Origin of the sequence: Flavobacterium stagni, assembly GCF_004122105.1 — a bacterium.
In the GTDB taxonomy this organism is placed as follows: domain Bacteria; phylum Bacteroidota; class Bacteroidia; order Flavobacteriales; family Flavobacteriaceae; genus Flavobacterium; species Flavobacterium stagni.
The window spans coordinates 149,739-171,959 of sequence record NZ_SBKN01000001.1 but is presented as its reverse complement, the minus strand read 5'-3'; the positions used below and the strand labels follow the sequence as shown (position 1 = coordinate 171,959).

The following is a 22,221-nucleotide window of genomic DNA, read 5'->3' as shown; positions in this document are numbered from 1 at the left end:
AGGATTCAATATTTATAAAAAGCCAAAACGCAAATACCTTGCCTAAATTGACCTTGTTCCACAAAAATACAATTTACTGTGGTGGAATCCACTCTTGATTTTCCCAAAAAAAGATTAAAAAAAACCGCTTCGTTGAAAAGCGGTTTTACATTTTAATTTATTTTTAGTTCATACGGCATTCGGGTCATCACTCCTTTTTGACGGGAAAGTAATTGAATGCGTTGTAAGATTTCATAATTCTGTTCGCCAATTTCTTGTTTTAAGAGTTCGGCCCGACTTTGAACTAACCCCATATCCTCAAAGAAAGCCAACAATTCACGGTCGTATTCTGGATAATCTTGGGTGCGATAGGATTTGAGTTTAGCTAATTTGGCAGCTTCTTTAATAGCTTTGTCCAAACCACCAATTTTATCGACTAAACCAATTTTGATGGCATCGGCGCCACTCCATACCCGACCTTGCCCGATAGCATCAACTTGCTCTGGAGTTAATTTACGGCCATCCGCCACACGTTTTACAAAAGTGGCATAAACTCGTTCAACTCCTTCTTGTGTTACCATTCTGAAATTTTCATCCATAGGGCGGAACGGACTGTAATCTAAGGCATTTTTATTAGTTTGCACTTGGTCCACACTCAAGCCAATTTTTTGACCCAATTCCGTAAAATTAGGAATCACCCCAAATACACCAATCGAACCTGTAATGGTGGTTTCTTCAGCAAAAATGGTATTGGCATTACACGAAATATAATACCCGCCAGAAGCTGCGTAATTCCCCATAGAAACGACCACGGGCTTCACTTTTTTCGTTAATTCAATTTCTCTCCAAATCAAATCGGAGGTCAATGCACTACCACCTGGACTATCGACACGCAATACGATTGCTTTCACATTTTCATCCCTGCGGGCATCGCGAATGGCTCTTCGCATAGCGCCATCCCCAATCACATTCACATCGCCTTCTCCAGCCGCAATTTCACCTTGAGCGTATATAATTGCAATTTCATCTGTAGCATCTAAATTCACCGCTGCAGTGGCTTTGGCTTCCGCATAATCGACGATTGAAATTGTATTGTAATCGGTGTCAGGGTCTTCTTTTAGGGCTTTCCGAATTAAATCATCGTAATGATCTTCGTACGTAATCACATCAACCAAACGGTTTTGTTTGGCCAATTCAGGCGTACGTGCGCTGAGGTTATCGGCAATAGCATTTAATTCTTCTGCAGAGATGTTCCGACTCTTAGAAATATCCGCGATGACAGCATTCCAAACAGATTGTAGTAACTGACTCGTTTGTTCGCGATTGGCGTCACTCATTTTGTCTTCCAAAAAGGGTTCGACCGCACTTTTGTATTTTCCATGGCGAATGACTTCCATTTTGATGCCCGATTTTTCCTGAATGCCTTTGAAAAACATCAATTCGGCGCCCAATCCTTTAAAATCCAATTCGCCCACCGGATTGATACAAACTTTATTCGCAGCAGAAGCTAAATAGTAGTCTTTTTGCGAATAGACATCCGCATAGGCATACACAAACTTACCTGATTTTTTGAAATCAATTAATTTGTCCCGTAACGCTTTGGTTTGAGCTAAACCGAGACCGGAGTTCACATTTTTCAATGAAATTCCTTTGATGTCTGCATCGGTTTTCGCATAATCAATAGCATTCAAAATATCGATTAACCCGTCGTGATTTGCCGTAAATTGCCCAATGTCGGTGAAATTAATTTTTCCAGCATAGTCCAATTCGACTTTGGATAAATCCAATTCAATTACCGAATTTGAGTTAACCGTTACGGTTTCTTCATCACCACCAAAAAGGGCAGCTATAAAAATGAGCCCAAAAAAAGCAATCATGAAGAATAAAAAGAGTCCGACCAAAGTGGCCAATACATTACTTAAAAAGCGCATAGTTTAAATTTTAACACATTAGTTTCCAATTCACTAAAATTGTTACGGAATTTTGGGTCTAACTTCTCAAAAATAGTTATCAACACCGAGCGCAAAAATAGCGATTTCTGAATTAGATTTAGTTATTTTGCGGGGTATGAATTCACAGCATCAAATTGTACTAGCATTGGGGACCAATTCGGGCGAAAGGCTCAGTAATTTGGAGCAATGTGTACATTTGATACATCAAAATACGGCCACGGTAATCGCTGTTTCTCCGGTATACGAAACCACTTCTTGGGGCTTTGAAAGCGCTTCGTTTTACAATTGTATACTTGTGGTTCATTCCCATAAAACGCCTCAGAAAATTCTGAAATCCATTTTGAAAATTGAACGCGAAATGGGTAGAACACGAAGCGGTTCTGAAGGCTATGAAGACCGAATTATCGATATCGACATCATAAGTTTTGATCATGAATTGGTTGAAACGGAACAGTTGACCATTCCACATCCTTTACTTACAGAACGGCAATTTGTGTTGCAACCTTTAGCTAAAGTTTTGCCCAATTGGACGCATCCGAAAACCCAACAATCCGTGCATGAATTGATTCAAAAGTGCTCGGATAATGGCGAATATCAAATTGTTGGTAATCTTTCGGCTCCTTTGCAAGCGATTCATTTAGAGCAATGCAATTATATCGCTATCGAAGGGAATATTGGTGCTGGAAAAACGACATTGGCAACCAAAATGGCCGAAGATTTTAATGCAAAAACGGTCTATGAACGATTTGCTGACAATCCGTTTTTACCTAAATTCTACAAAGATCAAAACCGCTATGCTTTTCCTTTGGAAATGTCATTTCTAGCGGATCGCTACCAGCAAATTTCTGATGATTTGTCCCAATTTGATTTGTTTAAAGATTTTGTGGTGGCAGATTACCACATATTCAAATCGTTAATATTTGCCAAAGTTACGTTGGCCGAAGACGAATACCGTCTGTATAAAACGCTGTTTGATATCATTTACAAAGAAATGCCCAAGCCCGATTTGTATATTTATTTGTACCAAAATACGGAACGCTTACTGCAAAATATCCGTAAACGGGGGCGAAGCTATGAACAAGAAATTCCGGCTGACTATCTAGAGAAAATTAATAACGGCTATTTGGATTTTATCAAAACCCAGCAAAATTTAAACGTATTGGTGATTGATGTATCCGAATTGGATTTTGTTAAAAATCAATCCGATTATATAACCATTTTAAAGGCCATCCAAAAGCAATTATCGCTTTAACGCAAAGTGCCCTTTTTGACGTAATCCATTGGTTTTGTTTTCATACACAAACCAATAATCATCTGCGGGTGCCAACTGTCCGTTGATTTGACCATTCCAACTTGGATTACGTGGGTTAATTTCAAATACAATTTTTCCGTAACGATCATAAATGGTTAGGGTTTCTGATGCAGAAATAAGCAAGCCTTTGCCAGACCAACTGTCGTTTATACCATCTTGATTGGGAGTAAAGTAAGCTGGAAAAACATTGGCTTGAAACGGAATTTCGAGTAAGCCACAACCGTGAATTTCGCGAATTGTGAGGGTGAAAAAACCACCTTCGTCCAAATGAAAAATGGGGCTAGTTTGAAAGGTAACACCGTCAATACTGTATTCAAAATCACCATTTTCAACCATAAAAACCGTCATGTCTAGTCCGTTGATTAATAAGGAATTTAATTCGGGTAAAGGATAATGATTGACGGTAAAGGTTTTGGTATCTGCACAATTTGCAGCAGAGGTAACCGTCACTTGATAAACGCCTGCTTGTGTGACACTAATGGAAGGGGTTGTGCTGCCATTCGACCATGAATACGTGGCATTGGGATAGAATACCGCGAGTGAAGCGGATCGGTTGGCACATACATTAATGGTTTCATCCGGCCCAAGATTCGGTGTTGGAAGTAAGGTTACCGTCACCGGAATTCGTGTTGAAATACAGCCGTTGTTGTCGGCTTCAACATAGAATGTCGTCGTTTGGTTCAGAACGGGCGTCGTGTATTGATTGCCTGTAAATAACGGTTGTGTACTAGTCATTGACGCATACCATCGAACAACACCGGCCGTTGTGGTAGCACTTAAAATGGTACTTAAACCAGAACAACCCGAAGCAACAGGATTTACTGAGAGCACAGGGATGTCGTTTATGGTTGCAGTTATTGCTGTTCTCGGACTATTTAAACAATCGGAAGTTACGGTGTAAAAAGTTGTAGTTGTGTTTAATAGGGGTGTTGTAAAAGAATTTCCAGTTGCAATTGGCGTTCCACCCGTGGCAGAGGTGTACCAATTTACGGTTCCTTGATTGGTAGTGGCTTGTAAGTTTACTGTTCCAGGTCCGCACGAACTTCCGTCTGTAGTTGCTGTAATTTGTGGAATATAAAGGGAAGTACTCGTGGAAATTTGTAGAACAGGATCACCGGGCATACCGCCAAATTCGACGATATAGCCTTTGGGTTGGTAACTTCCTGAACTTGCTCCGGTATTGGAGAGATCATTCCACGAACCGGAAAGTCCAACACCAGGCGCCGTAATATGGGCATAATCTTCATCGTTGAGATTATTCGGTTCGCCCGTATTCCAATAGGTAAAGGTAAGTGCTGTGCCGAGTTCGGGTCCGGACATCCATTTCCATTGTCCTTCCACTTGTTCGTCACTCGCACCAATCCAACCGGTTCCTGAGGCTTGGTTGCCTGAAAAAACGGCTTCGTCTAACGAAGTTAGGGTAGCTAAATAACCGTGCAAACCAAAATAGGTACTTGAATTCGCTAATGCTAAAGCATTGGTCCAGGTAATACCAAGATTGGGGACAAACAAATAAAAATGGCCGGTGGAAGGGAGGTAGTTGGCATCACCTACAGAAATTGAAAACGACCGAGTTCCTGATGGATTAGGCGAGTTATTCGAAAATTCCACATCCAGAATTGCAGCGGTGAGTTCGGTATAAGTAGGTTGTCCAGTAATGCCAAATAAGGTTAATTTTCCAGCAGTTGCATCCCAGGAACTTCCTAAATTAGGATGAATGCCAGTTAATGTCAATAGATCTTGCCCTTGAACATAGCCGTTAGAAATTTGTATAAAAATATTGTTGACGCCCAAATCATCGGGGTCTGTAATGGTCATGGAAGTGGCAATTTTTACTGAAGTTCCCGCACAATAGGGTTGGTTGCCTGTGGCTTGGAGTACGGGGGCAACATTAGTCGTTTGTGACCATATTGCAATACAATAGAAAAATAGAAAAATGGCGTAGATGCGGGACATTTATTGATTATTTTAATTTTTGAAAAAAATCCCAAACGACAATGCCTGCGCTTACGGAGATGTTGAGTGAATGTTTAGATCCCAATTGCGGAATTTCTATACAACCTTCGGTAAGAGCTATGGCTTCTTGAGAAACGCCATACACTTCGTTGCCAAAAATCAAGGCGTAACGTTCGTCTTTGATGGGTAGAAATTGATCTAGGAACGTAGCGTTTTCGACTTGTTCGATTGCATAGACTTTAATGCCTTCTTTTTGTAATTGTTGAATAACAGTTGTAATATTTTCAGCATATTCCCATGCAACAGTTTCTGTCGCACCCAATGCCGTTTTATGAATTTCTTTATGAGGAGGTGTAGCCGTGATGCCGCAGAGGTAAATTTTTTCTACTAAAAAAGCATCCGATGTGCGAAATACAGATCCGATATTATGCAGACTTCGGATATCATCAAGTATAATGATTATTGGGGTTTTTGTCGCTTTTTTAAAATCTTCAACGGATTTACGATCGAGTTCGCTATTGGCTAATTTTCTCATACTACAAAAATAAAAAAAGCTCCCGTTGAGGAGCTTTAAATATGGAAAAATAAGATTTTATTTAACTTTTTACCGGTGCAGCTGCTGGAGTAGCGGGTTGCGGATCGGGTAAAACGTTACCTTTAATGGTTAAAACCTTAGTTTCGTTGCCTACTGCATTGGAACGCACAGTTACGTTTTTAGTAAATTGTCCTACGCGGTCTGTTGCGTAACGAACACTGATTACTCCTTTTTGACCGGGTTGAATCGGATCTTTAGGAGGCGTTGGAACTGTACAACCACAAGAACCCTGAGCGCTCTCAATAATTAACGGTTTATTGCCTGAGTTAGTGAAAACAAATTGACGATTACCATCGGCATTGTGTTCAATGGTGCCGTAGTCAATCGTTTCGTTTTCAAATGTAATTTGTGCACCGTCAACAGGTTGAGTGGTTTGCGCTGGCTGAGCAGTAGTTGTTTTCGCATTAGGGGTTTGTGCATTGGCTAAACCCATTACTGAAAGTGCTGCAACCAAAAGAATTTTTTTCATGGTCTAACAAAATTTAGATTTACAAGCAAATCTAGCAAAAAAAATCATGTATTGTCCAAATTTTCCGAGTAAAAATCACTAATAAATTTCGTGGCAAACTTCAATAGATTTCGTTACATTCGTACCTCATTTTTTAATATTGAAATAGCGTGGCAGCCAAAGAAAAAAGTACAAAGGAAACCCCATTGATGAAGCAATACAACGAGATTAAAGCCAAGTATCCCGATGCTTGTTTGTTGTTTCGCGTAGGCGACTTTTATGAAACCTTTGGTGAAGATGCCATACGCGCCTCTAAGATCTTAGGAATTATTTTGACCAAAAGAGGGAATGGCTCGGAATCAGAAACGGCATTGGCTGGATTTCCTCATCACTCATTAAACACATATTTACCTAAATTAGTTAAAGCCGGTTTGCGGGTTGCCATTTGTGACCAATTGGAAGATCCCAAAATGACTAAAACCATTGTAAAAAGAGGGGTTACGGAATTGGTTACGCCAGGTGTGGCCATGAATGATGAGGTGCTGCAAGCCAAATCCAACAATTTTTTGGCTTCCGTTTATTTCGGTAAAAAAACATTAGGAATCGCTTTTCTTGATGTATCAACGGGTGAATTTCTCGCGGCTCAAGGGAATGAAGAATATTTGGATAAATTGATTCAGAATTTTCAACCCGCTGAATTACTGGTTCCCAAACAGCAGAAAAAGCAATTTCAAGATGTTTTTGGTGAAGAGTACAATGTGTTTTATCTCGAAGACTGGTTGTATAAAGAAGATTATGCCTTAGAGCGCTTAACTACACATTTTCAAACCAATTCCTTAAAAGGATTTGGAGTTGACGATTTGGTGGAAGGAGTGATTGCTTCTGGGGCGATTTTGTATTATTTATCCGAAACACAGCATAATAAATTACAGCATATTTCGTCTATTCAACGCATTGCCGAAGAGGCGTATGTTTGGATGGACCGATTTACCATTCGCAATTTAGAACTATACCATAGCTATAATCCCAATGCGGTAACGCTTTTAGATATTATCGATAAAACGCTTTCGCCTATGGGAGCTCGCCTGTTAAAAAGATGGCTGGCACTCCCGTTAAAGGATATTCAAAAAATCAGAGAGCGCCATGAAGTGGTTTCCTATCTGAAAAGTAATCAAGAGATTATGCAACAAATTCAATATCAAATCAAACAGATATCGGATTTGGAGCGACTGATTTCGAAAGTGGCTACGGGACGAATTGCGCCGCGTGAAGTGATGTATCTAAAAGAATCCTTGGATGCTATTGTTCCAGTAAAAACGATAGCCTTGGCAAGTCCCCAAGAAGCTGTTCGTGTGTTGGGAGATACGTTGCATTCGTGTGATGTTTTGCGGGAAAAAATCGCGACTACTTTAAATCCAGATGCGCCTGTTTCCATTACTAAAGGAAATGCAATTGCTCCGGGTGTACACGAAGAATTGGATAGGTTGCGCAATATTGCTTTTTCTGGGAAAGAATTTTTGGAGCAAATTGAAAAGCGGGAATCGGAACGAACAGGAATTACCTCTTTGAAGATTTCGTTTAATAACGTTTTTGGGTATTATATCGAAGTTCGAAACACCCACAAAGACAAAGTGCCCGAAGATTGGATTCGAAAACAAACCTTGGTCAATGCAGAGCGCTACATCACGGAAGAATTAAAAGAGTATGAGAGTACCATTCTTGGTGCTGAAGAAAAGATTCACCAAATCGAATCCCAACTGTTTGAGCAATTGGTGAATTGGATTGGAACGTATATCAAGCAAGTGCAAATGAATGCGCATTTGATTGCGCAATTGGATTGTTTGGTTGCTTTTGCTCAATTGGCTTTGGATCATCATTATGTATGTCCGGAATTGGATGATAGTTTTGATTTGGACATCAAAAACGGTCGTCATCCCGTAATTGAAAAACAATTGCCGGTGGGTGTGCCGTATATTGCTAATGATGTGTATTTGGATCGCGACAGTCAGCAAATCATCATGATTACGGGTCCGAACATGTCGGGTAAGTCGGCCATATTACGTCAAACAGCGCTTATTGTACTGTTGGCGCAAATTGGAAGTTTTGTACCGGCCGAATCCGTTCGTATGGGGGTGGTGGATAAAATTTTTACGCGGGTAGGAGCCAGTGATAATATTTCCATGGGTGAGTCTACTTTTATGGTGGAGATGAATGAAACAGCTTCTATTTTGAACAATATGTCGGAACGAAGTTTGGTTTTACTTGACGAAATTGGACGCGGAACGAGTACATATGATGGTATTTCCATTGCCTGGGCGATTGCAGAATATTTGCATGAAAATCCGGCACGTGCCAAAACCTTATTTGCGACCCATTACCATGAGTTGAATGAAATGACGGAGGTATTACCGAGAATTCGAAATTATAATGTTTCGGTAAAAGAATTAAAAGACAATGTGCTTTTCTTGCGTAAGTTGGTAGAAGGCGGTAGCGCACACAGTTTTGGTATTCATGTGGCGAAAATGGCTGGGATGCCACAAACCGTAATTCAAAAAGCACAGAAGATGTTAAAGAAGATGGAAAAAGGACATTCGTCAGAAGTGTTGAACGGCATCAAGTCGGCGCAAGATGAAATGCAACTCAGCTTTTTCAATTTGGATGATCCTTTGTTAGAAGAAATCAAAACGGATATTGAGCAATTGGACATAAATACATTGACGCCTGTGGAGGCATTGATGAAGTTAAATGAATTAAAACGAATGTTAAACAGAAAGTAAAGTTTGGCAATCAGTGGGTTAAGAAAAACCCTGAATTTTTTTCTAATTTTCATTTGCAGAATTCAATTTAAGTGTTACATTTGCATCCGCAATCGCAAGCAATGCGGTGCAGTTCTTAAATACATTGATAATGCGAAAATAGCTCAGTTGGTAGAGCGCAACCTTGCCAAGGTTGAGGTCGCGGGTTCGAACCCCGTTTTTCGCTCAACATACCAAATGCTCGAGTGGTGGAATTGGTAGACACGCTGGACTTAAAATCCAGTGGGTAGTAATGCCCGTGCGGGTTCAAGTCCCGCCTTGAGTACAAAAGCTCCTAATGTTTCATTAGGAGCTTTTTTTATTGCAACTATTTAAGCTAGATAAACAATTCACGAAGTATATAAACGCAAAAAAGTCCCGGTATCGGGACTTTTTTCTTAATCAGAACTGAGTTCTAATTATTTTTTTTCAGCTGGAGCTTCAGTTTTAGCAGCAGTTGAATCTACTTTTGTAGAATCTGTAGCTGTAGAATCTGTAGTAGCAGCAGTAGAATCAGTAGCAGTTGAGTCAACAGCAGTTGAGTCAGTTGTAGTTGCTTCAGCGTTTTCAGAATTTTTACAAGATACAACAGTCAAAGCAGCGATAACAGCTAAGCTTAAAAATACTTTTTTCATCTTACTTAATTATAAAAGGTTAATTATTAATTCGGAGCAAAGATATAAATTTTTTTAATCACAAAAACAAAAGTTCTTATTTTTTTAAAAAATTCGCACTTTGAATTCCGTCCATTATTTATCAAAGACCGTGCCAAAGTCTTATTTTTGAAATATTTATTTCTTCTTTTTTGGGCTAATGATTTTCAGTTCGTTAATCAAATTTTGAGCGTTTGCAAACTTATCAATGATAAATAAGATATAGCGCGCATCCACCATAATGTTTCTACAGATCTCTGGAGAATAGAAAACATCACTCATCGTGCCTTCCCAAACGCGGTCAAAATTACAACCAATTAAATTACCTTCTGCATCCAAAGCCGGACTACCCGAGTTTCCTCCTGTAGTATGATTCGTAGCGATAAAAGCAACTGGCATTTTGCCTTGGGTATTGGCATATCGGCCATAATTCTTTTGTTGGTGCAATTCTATCAGTTTTTGAGGAACATCAAATTCATAGTCGCCTGGAACGTATTTTTCCATGACACCATCAAGTGTAGTAAAAGGTTCATAATACACAGCATCCGTGGGTTTGTAACCTTTAACTTTACCGTAAGTCACGCGCAGCGTACTGTTGGCATCGGGGAAAATACGGGCCGACTTCGGACTCAATTCCACAATCGCTTTCATGTACGTGCGTTGCGTGGCCATGTTTTTTAAATTCAATTCATCAAATTTAGGGGCCACTTTTTGCAAATAGGCATCAGCAATGGATTTCACCAATTGATAGCCTTTGTCTTGATTCATTTTTGCTAAAACAGTAGCCGTATCGCCTTCCAACATTTTTCTAAATGCCTCTAAATTAGTCAACGCTGAAGTTGAATAAATATCCTGAGCCATTTGAGTCGCATTCAAATTTTCTAGAGTACTTGGTAAAAACGCTTTGGGTAAGCGTTGCGCATAAATGGCGATCAATTGTTCAAATACATTTTTATCGACCTCATTATTGTAATCTTTATAAAATGCATCGATACCTTTATGTAAGGTGTTTTTACGATCTGTAAAAGCTTGTTCTCCTTTGTTGGTATACAATTGCTCCAATTGGTACAATTTATACCCCGTTTGTAAAAGTTCGGTATTGCGCAACACCACTTCTGTAAACAAATCACGGGCTAACGCATAATCGCGAATGGCGCTGTAATTTTTTTCAAAATCACTTAACAATTGACCGTATTCACTTTGTTTACCTGCCGCATTAATTTTTGCAGTTAATGCTGCTTCAAACTTTTGCTTTTCTACAATCGCATTTGATTTTTTCAAGCCTTTGGTTTCGCCAATCCATTTTTTCCAATAGTTGGCAATACTGGCATATTTCGAAGCATATTGAATTTTGATCGCTTGATCTTTGCGCATAAAACGATCTTGCACTTTCAAGGCAGCGTCTCTTACTTCAATTTTTGCGGGATTTAACGTATTCACCAATTGTTCAACCGCATAAGAAGGCAAGTATTCTTGTGTGCGACCCGGATACCCCATCACCATCGTAAAATCATTTTCTTTAACTCCTTTTATAGAAATAGGGAAAAAGTATTTTGGTGTGTAAGGAACATTGTCTTTGGAATAGGTCGCAGGTCGGTTGTTTTTATCCGCATAAATACGGAAAATCGAGAAATCTCCTGTATGGCGTGGCCAAACCCAGTTGTCGGTATCGGAGCCAAATTTCCCGATCGAACTCGGTGGTGCGCCAACTAAACGAATGTCTTTAAAGGTTTCGGTCACAAAACGAATGTACTGATTGCCATCGTAAAAGGTTTTGATCAAGTTGTCTTGCCAAGCTTCTTTGGGTAACGATTTTGTCAATTCAGCAATAGTGCTTTGAATCTTTTTTTGTTTATCGGCTTCAGTTAAGCCTGTAGTGCCTTCTAATACTTTTGAAGTCACATCTTCAATGCGCACCACAAACGTGACGACCATATCGGGATTTGCCAATTCGTCCTCCATTTTATAAGCCCAAAATCCATCACGTAAATAATCGTGTTCTACGGTAGAATGATTTTGAATCGCGTCAAATCCACAATGGTGGTTGGTTAAAATCAAACCTTTGTTGGAAATAACTTCTGCCGTACAACCGCCATCAAACTGCGGAACGGCATCTTTTAAGCTGGATTTGTTCACCGAATAAATTTGTTCGGCAGTTAATTTCATGCCTAGATTTTTCATTTCCGTTTCACGGTCGCCTTTCAATAAGTTGGGCAACCACATTCCGCCTTGTTGTGCAACGGCATTAAGGCATAAGAACAAAAACAAAAACAAGTGTTTCAAGTTTTTCATAGGATTAAAGTTGGTGTGTGTTTGTGATATATTTAATTATGGTAGCTGTAGCCCCTTTATTCATTTGAACAAAAGTGGCACAAATATGTCCTTTTTCATAACGTTCGTCTTCATTTTGAATCCAACGATTCAGCGCTTCTTCACATTCTTGGGTGTTTTGAATGGAAACACAACCGCCCAAATCGACCAAAGCCGTCGCTTCTGCAAAATGGCTATAATTGGGTCCGACAACAATAGGAATCCCAAACGTAGCGGGTTCGAGGACATTATGCACGCCGGGATGACCAAATCCGCCGCCCACATAAGCAATATCGGCATAACTGTAAATTTTGGTCAAAATTCCGATAGTGTCAATGATGAAGACAGAATAAGAAGAAAGGTCTTTGCCTTCTTTTTCTGAAAATAAAACGGTCGGTTTTTGTAATCGTTGTTGGAGATTGGCAATTTGTTCCGCTTTGATATTGTGTGGTGCAATGATGAATTTTAAGTCGGATGGCGCTTGATTGATAAAGGAAAGTAACAATTCTTCATCTTTGGGCCAGGTACTTCCTGCAACCAATGTTGTTTGGCTGTTTTTAAAATTCGCAATAAAGTCCAATTGATTGTCGCGTTCCAATATTCCAACTACCCGATCAAAACGCGTGTCCCCAGAAACCGTACATTGGGAATATCCAATCGATTGCAACAGTTTTTTTGAGGATTCATTTTGGACAAAAAAATGGTCAAAGGTTTGCAAGGCTTGGCGATAAAATCCGCCGTAGAATTTAAAAAACGCTTGATTGGGACGAAAGATACCCGATAGTAAATAAGTAGGTGTTGCTTTCTTTTTAAGAATATTCAAATAGTTGGGCCAGTATTCGTATTTGATGAAGAAGACCAGTTCGGGTTGAATAGTTTCGATAAATCGTTGAGCATTGGATTGGGTGTCCAATGGCAAATAAACTGTTACATCGGCAATCGTATTGTTTTTTCGAACTTCATAACCCGAAGGAGAGAAAAAAGTCACGACGATTTTATGCTGGGGATAGTTTACTTTGATGGCCTCAATTACGGGTAAGCCTTGCTCATATTCTCCCAATGAGGCAGCATGAAACCAAATGGTTTTGTCTGAAGCTTGAAGTTTAGAAGTCAAAGTGTCCCAAACGGATTTCCTACCTTGGACAAATAATTTCAATTTGGAGCTGAATAGGGCAAGAAGCGGAAGCAATGCCGCCAATAAATGAACCAGTAAATTGTAGAAAAACAACATGCCCTCAGCTTTACGGGGGTTAAAAGTACGATTATTTTCTCGAAAGACGTTGCGGGTTTAGCCCCGAAAGAGGCAAATAGCTCCCGATTCCTACGGGACTATGGCCGAAAGCGGGAAAGACGATGGCTGAAAAAGCCCGAGCCATTTGCTCCATAAAATCAGAAAATGTGTACTTTTGTTACGCTTTAAAAACAGACCATGAGAAAATTACAAATGGTTGACTTAAAAAGTCAATACGATAAAATAAAAGAGGAAGTAAACGCTTCCATTCAAGACGTTCTCGATACTACAACTTATATTAACGGCCCTTTAGTACATCAATTTCAAGCTGATTTGGAAGCCTATTTGGGCGTGAAACACGTTATTCCGTGTGCCAATGGAACTGATGCCTTACAAATTGCGATGATGGGGTTGGGTTTACAGCCGGGTGACGAAGTGATTACCGCTGATTTTACCTTTGCCGCAACCGTTGAGGTGATTGCGTTGTTGCAATTGACACCTGTTTTGGTGGATGTGGATTTGAATAATATGAACATTTCTTTGGAGCGTATTCGTCAAGCGATTACTCCCAATACAAAAGCGATTGTTCCCGTGCATTTGTTTGGTCGTGCGGCCAATATGGATGCGATTATGGAAATTGCCAACGAACATAATCTATTTGTAATTGAAGACAATGCGCAAGCCATTGGTGCCGATTATACGTCGAAAGACGGTTCAAAACGCAAAGTGGGAACCATCGGACATGTGGGCGCTACGTCCTTTTTTCCTTCTAAAAATTTAGGGTGTTACGGCGATGGTGGAGCGATTTTCACCAATGATGATGCGTTAGCCCATACCCTTCGCGGGATCGTGAACCACGGAATGTACGAGCGCTACCATCACGATGTAGTGGGGGTAAATTCCCGTTTAGACAGTATTCAGGCTGGGGTTTTGAAAGCGAAATTACCGCATTTGGATACCTACAATAAAGCCCGTCAAGAGGCAGCCCGCAAATATTCAGAAGCGTTAGGGGCCAATCCCAATATTTGGGTACCTACCATTTGTGATGCATGTGATTGCCATGTATTTCACCAATATGTGATTCGTATTTTGAATGGGAAACGCGACGGTTTATTAGCGCATTTACAAGGGATGGGAATTCCGTGTGCAATTTATTACCCGATTCCGTTGCACCGTCAAAAAGCCTATTTGGATGTGCGCTATCGCGAAGAAGATTTCCCAGTAACCAATCAATTGGTAGATGAAGTAATCGCGTTACCAATGCACACCGAATTGGATGACGAACAAATAAAATATATTACGGATGCTATTTTAGCGTTTGTATAAACGAACTCTAACACAACTATTAATTTATGAAAATCGCAGTAACCGGAGGGTTAGGATTTATCGGTTCCCACACCGTTGTAGAATTACAAAATGTGGGATTTGATGTCGTTGCTATTGACAATTTGTCGAATTCTTCCATCGAAGTTTTGGACGGTATTGAGCGCATCACAGGAAAGAAACCCGTTTTTGAAAATATTGATTTACGCGACAAAGCAGCGGTTCAAGATTTTTTTAAAAAGTACCATGATTTAGCCGGTGTTATCCATTTTGCAGCGAGTAAAGCAGTAGGGGAGAGTGTTGAAAATCCGTTATTGTATTACGAAAACAACATCAATGCGTTGGTGTATGTTTTACAGGAATTGACCCAATTACAGCAAGCGAATTTTATTTTCAGTTCGTCATGTACCGTTTACGGTCAGGCAGAGCAAATGCCAATTACTGAAAATGCTTCCGTGCAACCTGCGATGTCTCCCTATGGAAATACCAAACAAATCGGAGAAGAAATCATTCAAGATACCGCAAAGGTGACTCCGTTGAATGCCATTTTGTTGCGTTATTTTAATCCAGTTGGAGCGCATGAATCCGCAGAAATTGGAGAATTACCGTTGGGTGTTCCACAAAATCTAGTGCCGTTTATTACGCAAACAGCCATTGGGTTGCGTGAGAAATTATCGGTGTTTGGGGATGATTATCCCACAACAGATGGCACAGCCGTTCGTGATTATATCCATGTAGTCGACTTAGCCAAAGCCCACGTGGTGGCGTTACAGCGATTGATTCACCAAAAAAATGAAACCAAAGTGGAGACTTTCAATTTGGGTACTGGAAAAGGAAGTTCGGTACTCGAAGTTATTAAAGCTTTTGAAAAAGTAAGTGGAAAAGCCTTGAACTATCAAATTGTAGGCAGAAGAGAAGGTGATATCACAGAAGCTTATGCCAATACCGATCGTGCAAACAACGTTTTGGGTTGGAAAGCAGAGCTAGGCTTGGAAGAAGCGCTAGCGAGTGCTTGGAAATGGGAGCAGAAAATTCGGAGTTAAATTTTTACAGTTATAAATAACAAGGTCACCATTTGGTGGCCTTTTTTTGTTCTTAACAAAATGTTAAAATAATATGTATTGTATTATATTTGAAGCGTCAAACAAATTAAATAGCAAACGTTTATGCAAAAAGCAACCCTAACCTTTTTTGTAAAACGGGTTTTTGTAGTACTCTATTTTTGTGCCATTCAGTTTTCAGCTGTGGGTCAAAATACCGATCCTTATTCAATTTCAACAACGAACGGAACACTTAGAGTGAATGAAACCCCGAAAAATGAACTTTCCATTCGAAAAGAAACACCCTATTTTGGAAAGTATTTTCGACTGGTTCAATTCTACTCTTTACCCACCGATGATGAACGAAAATTGTGGGAGCAACAAGGACTTGTTTTAACCGATTATCTCTCAGGAAACACCTATTATGCGGTTATTGATGAAGGTTTTAATCTTTCGGGATTACAATCGAAAATAAGAGCAGTATTCGCGGTAGATCCTGGTTTTAAATTAGAGTCTACACTACAATCGTCTGGTATTCCTGACCATGCGAAAAAAGGAGGTAAAGTATTGTTAACATTGAGTTATTATAAAACACTGAATGCCGCACAAGTTATTGCGGATTTAAGTGCAAAAAATGGCGTTGTAACCGCGCATCGGGAGTATTCGTTCCAAGTCGATGTTGAGGTTCCGGAGTCAATTTTTACAGATGTTGTAAACTTACCTTACATTCAATTTGTAGGTGCTATTCCGGGGCCCATCATTAAAGAATCCAATTATTCTCACCGTAATTCTACAGCACGATCCAATTACTTAAACTCGGGGTATAACGGTTTAAATTACAATGGTTCAGGTGTTGTAATAGCTATTGGTGAAGACGGTTTGTTATCGTCGTTAATTGATGTTAAAGGTCGCACTCAAGAAGTAGGGACATCAACCGTTATCCAAAGTCACAAAGTGGGTTGTGCTCAAAATTCGGGTGGTGCAGGTAATGAGGATCCCAATGATCGTAATAATGCTTGGGGCGCTACCATTTTAAGTGCTGATGGTGGACCAAACTATTCAAGTCTTTACAATTCGCATAATTTACGATTTACCAATCATTCGTATGGATATGCCATTTCGGGTGGGTATGATAGTTCGGCTCGGAATCATGATTTGCGAATTGTCACTTACCCTAATCATTTGGTATCCTATTCTTCTGGAAATTCAGGAACCGATGTTGGGTATGCACCCTACAACTTTGCAGGCTGGTCCAATATTACAGGACAAGTGAAGCAAAATAAAAATCATGTGGCGATTGGAGCATTAACAGTAGATGACCAAGTGACGGGTTTTAGTAGCCGCGGACCTATGTATGATGGACGAATTATTCCACAATTGGTAGTTGAAGGTGAAGAAGGAACTTCTTATGCATCGCCGAAATTTGTGGGAGAATTGGCGCAAATTACTCAAGTGTACAAAACAAAAAATGGAGGTGCTGAACCCGCTTCTTCTTTGTTGCGTGCAGTAATGATGAATACCGCCGATGACCTAGGGAATCAGGGACCCGATCATATTCATGGTTATGGCCGACCTAATCTTCGTCGTGCTTACCATACCCTCAATGAGAATCGCTATTGGACCACTTCAATATCCAACGGACAGACAAAAACGCAATCCATAACGGTTCCTGCCAACACCAAGCAAGTACGCGTAATGATTGTTTGGCCCGATGTAGCAGCAGCAGTGAATGCGAATCCTGCTATTGTCAATAATTTGAATCTATCCTTAAAAGATCCATCAAATACGAATTATAATCCATGGGTATTGGATTCTACTCCCAATGCTGTCAATTTGAGTTTACCTGCTACTCGCGGTGTCGATGGGATAAATACTATTGAGCAAGTGACTGTTGATAATCCGCAAGCAGGAAATTGGACTGTGGAAGTTTCTGGCGCTTCTGTTCCTTTTGGTCCACAAACCTACTATATCGTTTATGAGTTTTTGGCTGATGAACTGACGTTTTCATATCCGTTGTATAATGAGAAATTGATTTCAGGAGAAAACTACTATTTACGTTGGGATAGTTATGGGGAAACTGGGACTTTCAATTTGGCTTATGAATTGAATAACAGTGGGAATTGGGTTGCAATTACTTCGGGTTATGATGCGAATAAGCGCAATTTTCAATGGATAGCTCCCACTGTCAATGGTATTGCTAGTGTTAAGTTCAGAGTGCAGCGTAATGGATTAACTTCCTTTAGTGAAGTCAATTATATTGGATCGGTACCCACTAATTTTAGAGTGTTTAAATCCTGTGCCGATGAAGTGACATTAAAATGGTCTCCTGTAAATGGTGCTACTCAATATAAAGTGTACCGTTTAGGAACACAATACATGGAGGAAGTGACAACTAATATTACATTTTCTGGCTCGACTGCCGTATTAACTGGACAAAGTACAACCGCGAATGAATACTATGCAGTAAGTGCAGTTTCGGGTGTTTCAGAAGGACAACGTTGTCTTACTATTACTAAACTTCCAGGAGATAGCAATTGTGCAGGATTAAGTTGGACAGGAACGATTTCTTCAGATTGGTTTAATGGCGATAACTGGGCAAGTGGATTGGTGCCAACAGCGTCTGACAATGTAGTAATTCCAGCCTCTGCTCCCAATCAACCTTTAATCAATCAAGTAGGCGCTGTTTGTGCCGGTATAACCATTGATTCAGGGGCTACATTATCCATGAGTAATAGTACAGCGTACACACTTTCTGTATCAGGCGATTGGATTAATAATGGTTCATTTAGTAGTGGCATTGGGACTGTAGAATTCAATAATACGCTAGCCTATCAAGAAATTGGTGGTAATTCTACAACCTCATTTTATAATTTAAAAGTGACCAAAGGTCTTGTCGATACTATACTGGAGGCTACATCACAAATAGCACTCACAGGGCCCACAAATCCGTTGACGTTGACTTCAGGAACATTTAAATTGTCAAGTAATTCAACGATTACACCCTTTACTTCCTCAACCTCAATTGGAACGAATATGGGGTTATGGATTAATGGAGGAGTAGTAAATTCGGGTAATTTTTCTTGGTTTAATAATTCAGGTTTAATTCGAATCTCGGGTGGGACATTCAATTTTGGAACCGCCAGTAATAACACGATAACCTATTTGAATAGTGGGAAATTCATTATTGAAGGAGGTACTTTTAATGTTGCAGGAAGAATTTCTCCCAATAGCGTTACTTCATATGGAATTTACCAACAATATGGCGGGAATGTTAATGTGGGGCTATTTGGTTCAACAAGTACAACTCGAGGTTTGTTTGAAATGACGGTTAATTGTACCTATCAAGTAACGGGTGGAACCATCACACTTGTACGACAAAGTTCGAATAGTAATGATTTTATCAATCTAGCAACCAATAATGTAGTTTCTGGAGGAACGATTACTTTCGGAAATTCAACGACTCCAAGTGGTCAACTATTCAAAATTAATTCAAATGTACCTTTATTTGACTTAGGAATTAATAGTACAAATACCCCAAGTTTACAGCTGAATTCCAATCTAACCGTTTTAAATACGGTAACGAATAACGGCATTGTAAACCCCACAACATTTACATTGATAACGAAAGGGAATTGGGTTAATAATGGGGTTGTCAATCCAGGCTCATCAACGTTGGAGTTTTCGGGGCAGTTACGTCAAAGCATTTTGGGTTCGGCACCGCTTACTGCTAAAAATTTCAGACTCAATAATGCCAATGGAATATCCTTAGATTCCAATCAAAATCTATCTGTCGATGGGGTATTAGAACTAGCTAATGGTTTACTGATTACGGGCTCAAATAAAGTGATAATGTCTGCCAATGGCAGTGTAACTCGAACGTCTGGTCATATTTTTGGACAATTGAGTAAAGTTGTTTCGTCAACGAGCTCCAGTCCACAGTTTGAAATCGGAGGATCAACAATTTCGTCCTATTCTCCTGTTGCGTTAACCTTTAATACAGTAACCACTAACGGCGCATTGACTGTTTCTTCCAGTGAGGGTGATAGTAGTTTTATCGGCACCTCTTCACTTATCGCTAATAAATCGGTAAATCAAAATTGGACCTTGGTGAACAATGGTGTCGGTTTTAGCAGTTATCAAGGAACCTTCACTTATCCTTCTTCAACATTGGATAATGGAGCGAATCCTTTAACGATGCAGGCAGGTTTGTATAATGGATCATCATGGACTTATCCATCGGTAGGAAATCGAACGGCTACTAGTGTTGAATTAACCGGTCTTACCACTTTTGGTGTGATTCAATTGGCAGAAAATTGTGCGGATACTACATCCTCAGAATCTATTTCCGCTTGTGGCAATTATACCTGGTCAATCAACGGTCAAAACTATACAACAAGTGGTGTCTACACACATAGTGTACCGCTTGGAAATGGTTGTAATCATGTTTATACTTTAAATTTAACATTGGATCCATTAACTACTAATGGAAGCGAGTCTATTACGACTTGTTCAAATTATACTTGGCCATTAAATGGGCAAACGTATACAACTTCAGGTACGTATACTTATAGCGTAGGATGCAATACGGCGACACTAAACTTGACAATTACTTCAAATTCCACCAATACAACGACTGTTACATCTTGTAATAGTTACCAATGGTCTGTTAACGGTCAAACCTATACCACTTCGGGGACCTATACCCATCAAGTAGGTTGTGTAAATGAAGAATTGGTTTTGACTATTGCTTCAGTGCAATCCTTTTATGCGGATACAGATGGTGATGGCTATGGAAATGGAAGTTCAAGTATACAAGCTTGTGCAATACCTGTTGGATTCGTGTCAAATAATTTAGATTGCGATGATGCACGTGCAAACGTAAACCCCGTAGCAGTTGATGTATGTAACGATGGTATTGACAACGACTGTAACGGTAACATCGATAACATCGGTTTGCCCGGTGGTTGTCCATCAAACTATACAGTTCCTGCAGTATCAGTACCTAACTCAACCATCAATTATGGTGCTTCTATCATTACGAGCTTAGTTGCAAATGCACAAGGATACCGTTACGTGGTTACACGTGTGAATCCAGCCGATGATACACCGATGTCAGCTCCTTTAACTGTGGATATGGGTATGCGTAACTTGTTCTTGTCTAACTTGTCTAACTATGCTTATGGTGCGAAGTTTAAAGTAGAAACTACGGTTCGTATCAATAACGTATGGCAACCGAACTATGCGCCTGCATTCTTCGTGTTCACGCCAACACCATTAAGTACAGTGGCTGCATGTGGTGTTCAGATTTCGAATATGACTACTCAAGTAACAAGTTCACCAGTTGCCTTAGTATCGGTATACCGTTACCAAGTACAACGTTTGGACGCAAGTAATAACGTATTGAGTACACAAGTAATTACAAGTGGTTCTCGTTACTTTACTTTTGATCAAGTAGCCGATTTCCGTTACGATGCTAATTATAGCGTATCGTGTGCAATCCGTAACTTAGACGGTGTGTTTATGGCTTACGGTTCTGCATGTACTATTCAAGCACCGAAACACCCAACTAGTGAAGTTCGTGCTACACAATGTAACGACTACGCGGTATCAAGCTATAACGAAAATATCTACGCGAACTTAGTTCGTAATGTAGTGTTGTACCGTTACCGTATGTATAACGTATCACAAGGATACGACTACAGTGTAGACAAGAATGCCAACTACTTCAAATTGACTGATTTCCCTGGTTTAGTACCTGGAGAAACGTATTCAGTACAAGTAGCGGTGAGTATGCCAGGTCAACCTGACTTTGGTCCATTCGGAAAAACATGTACGCTTGTAGTGCCAAACGTAGCACGTACTATCGAAGATACACAAGCAGCAGGAGCCATCAGCTTCGAAGCTACAGTTTATCCGAACCCATTTGCAGAGAACTTCTATTTCAAAGTGAATTCAGCGAGTAACGAAGAGTATACTATCCAAGTGTATGATATGTTAGGTAAATTAGTAGAAACCAAAACGGTAGCTGCTGATTCAGTAGAAAGCACAGAAGTGGGGGCTAACTTCCCAGCAGGTGTTTACAATGTGATCTTAACACAAGGAGCGAATATCAAAACACTACGTGTAGTAAAACGATAGTTTTTGGAGAATATAAAATCAAAGGGGGCGTTCAATTGAACGCCCCCTTTCCTTTTACAACTAAATACAGCCTACTTTTTAACGGCTTCTTTCGTTTCTTTGGCTACTTTTTCAGGAGCCGCAGGGGTTTCTGCTTTTGCTTTTGAAGCTTCTTCTTTCACCGCTTCACCTGTTTTTTCAACAGTTGAATCTTTTTCAGTGTTCGTTGAATCTTGATTTTGCTCCAAAGTATCTGCCGAAATTTCAGTTTCAGATTCTACTTTTTGGTCGGCTTTTTTGTCACAAGAAACAACAGTTAATGCTCCGATAAGCGCTAAGCTTAAAACTACTTTTTTCATTTTTTTAAGGGATTAAGAATTAATAATTAATAAGAACTTTTTCCCTTATTACAAATCGAATGCCAAAAAAATAGTAGTACCGAGCCAAAACGAAAAAAAGAATAAATTTTAACATTTTAAAAATAAAAAAGCCCCTGTTTACGGGGCTTCT

General features: G+C 39.8%; 13 protein-coding genes and 2 tRNA genes. 7 read left to right on the top strand and 8 right to left on the bottom strand.

Translation table 11 applies throughout. From position 1 onward, the window contains the following. Positions 1–152: 152 nt before the first annotated feature. Positions 153–1,910, bottom strand: coding sequence for a signal peptide peptidase SppA (sppA, locus tag EQG61_RS00820; protein ID WP_129459975.1), 1,758 nt, complete (start codon positions 1,908–1,910; stop codon positions 153–155). Positions 1,911–2,046: 136 nt separating this feature from the next. Here sppA and folK point away from each other — a divergent pair, with 136 nt between their 5' ends. Next, positions 2,047–3,183, top strand: a complete 1,137-nt coding sequence (gene folK / locus EQG61_RS00815) for a 2-amino-4-hydroxy-6-hydroxymethyldihydropteridine diphosphokinase (protein WP_129459974.1) — start codon at positions 2,047–2,049, stop codon at positions 3,181–3,183. On the opposite strand, the gene EQG61_RS00810 is transcribed toward folK, so the two are convergent. From EQG61_RS00810 to EQG61_RS00800, 3 genes are all read right to left on the bottom strand, one after another. Then, positions 3,172–5,199 carry an Ig-like domain-containing protein gene (locus tag EQG61_RS00810; RefSeq protein WP_129459973.1) on the bottom strand — a complete coding sequence of 676 codons (2,028 nt, stop codon included), beginning with the start codon at positions 5,197–5,199 and terminating at the stop codon, positions 3,172–3,174. The two genes, folK and EQG61_RS00810, sit on opposite strands and share 12 nt — an antisense overlap. A 7-nt stretch (positions 5,200–5,206) precedes the next feature. Next, positions 5,207–5,734, bottom strand: a complete 528-nt coding sequence (locus tag EQG61_RS00805) for an RNA methyltransferase (RefSeq protein WP_129459972.1) — start codon at positions 5,732–5,734, stop codon at positions 5,207–5,209. A 61-nt stretch (positions 5,735–5,795) separates the two neighbouring features. Next, positions 5,796–6,263 (bottom strand): DUF1573 domain-containing protein, encoded by a 468-nt coding sequence (locus EQG61_RS00800; RefSeq protein ID WP_129459971.1) that lies wholly within the window; start codon positions 6,261–6,263, stop codon positions 5,796–5,798. A gap of 149 nt (positions 6,264–6,412) precedes the next feature. Here EQG61_RS00800 and mutS point away from each other — a divergent pair, with 149 nt between their 5' ends. The 3 genes from mutS (at position 6,413) to EQG61_RS00785 (ending at position 9,323) form a co-directional block, all read left to right on the top strand. Beyond that, complete coding sequence (gene mutS, locus EQG61_RS00795) at positions 6,413–9,019, top strand: DNA mismatch repair protein MutS (RefSeq protein ID WP_164974866.1); 2,607 nt, start codon at positions 6,413–6,415, stop codon at positions 9,017–9,019. A gap of 132 nt (positions 9,020–9,151) precedes the next feature. Continuing rightward, positions 9,152–9,224: transfer RNA gene (locus EQG61_RS00790), tRNA-Gly, on the top strand. A 13-nt stretch (positions 9,225–9,237) separates the two neighbouring features. Then, positions 9,238–9,323, top strand: a tRNA-Leu gene (locus EQG61_RS00785). Positions 9,324–9,456: 133 nt separating this feature from the next. Here the strand turns inward: EQG61_RS00785 and EQG61_RS00780 are convergent. From EQG61_RS00780 to EQG61_RS00770, 3 genes are all read right to left on the bottom strand, one after another. Next, on the bottom strand, positions 9,457–9,672 hold the full coding sequence (locus tag EQG61_RS00780) for a hypothetical protein (protein ID WP_129459970.1): 216 nt from the start codon (positions 9,670–9,672) through the stop codon (positions 9,457–9,459). A gap of 156 nt (positions 9,673–9,828) precedes the next feature. Continuing rightward, on the bottom strand, positions 9,829–11,982 hold the full coding sequence (locus EQG61_RS00775; protein ID WP_129459969.1) for a S46 family peptidase: 2,154 nt from the start codon (positions 11,980–11,982) through the stop codon (positions 9,829–9,831). 4 nt (positions 11,983–11,986) lie between these two features. After that, positions 11,987–13,231, bottom strand: a complete 1,245-nt coding sequence (locus tag EQG61_RS00770) for a 3-deoxy-D-manno-octulosonic acid transferase (protein WP_129459968.1) — start codon at positions 13,229–13,231, stop codon at positions 11,987–11,989. Positions 13,232–13,429: 198 nt separating this feature from the next. Between EQG61_RS00770 and EQG61_RS00765 the strand changes: the two genes are divergently transcribed. The 3 genes from EQG61_RS00765 to EQG61_RS00755 all read left to right on the top strand — a co-directional run bounded on the left by EQG61_RS00765 (position 13,430) and on the right by EQG61_RS00755 (position 21,732). Next, positions 13,430–14,557 (top strand): DegT/DnrJ/EryC1/StrS family aminotransferase, encoded by a 1,128-nt coding sequence (locus EQG61_RS00765; protein WP_129459967.1) that lies wholly within the window; start codon positions 13,430–13,432, stop codon positions 14,555–14,557. 26 nt (positions 14,558–14,583) lie between these two features. After that, positions 14,584–15,597 (top strand): UDP-glucose 4-epimerase GalE, encoded by a 1,014-nt coding sequence (gene galE, locus EQG61_RS00760; RefSeq protein WP_129459966.1) that lies wholly within the window; start codon positions 14,584–14,586, stop codon positions 15,595–15,597. 123 nt (positions 15,598–15,720) lie between these two features. Beyond that, positions 15,721–21,732 carry a T9SS type A sorting domain-containing protein gene (locus EQG61_RS00755; protein WP_129459965.1) on the top strand — a complete coding sequence of 2,004 codons (6,012 nt, stop codon included), beginning with the start codon at positions 15,721–15,723 and terminating at the stop codon, positions 21,730–21,732. A 71-nt stretch (positions 21,733–21,803) separates the two neighbouring features. Here the strand turns inward: EQG61_RS00755 and EQG61_RS00750 are convergent, their stop codons facing one another. Further along, entirely contained in the window at positions 21,804–22,070 is a 267-nt protein-coding gene (locus EQG61_RS00750; protein WP_129459964.1) for a hypothetical protein, read from the bottom strand. Positions 22,071–22,221 lie beyond the last annotated feature (151 nt).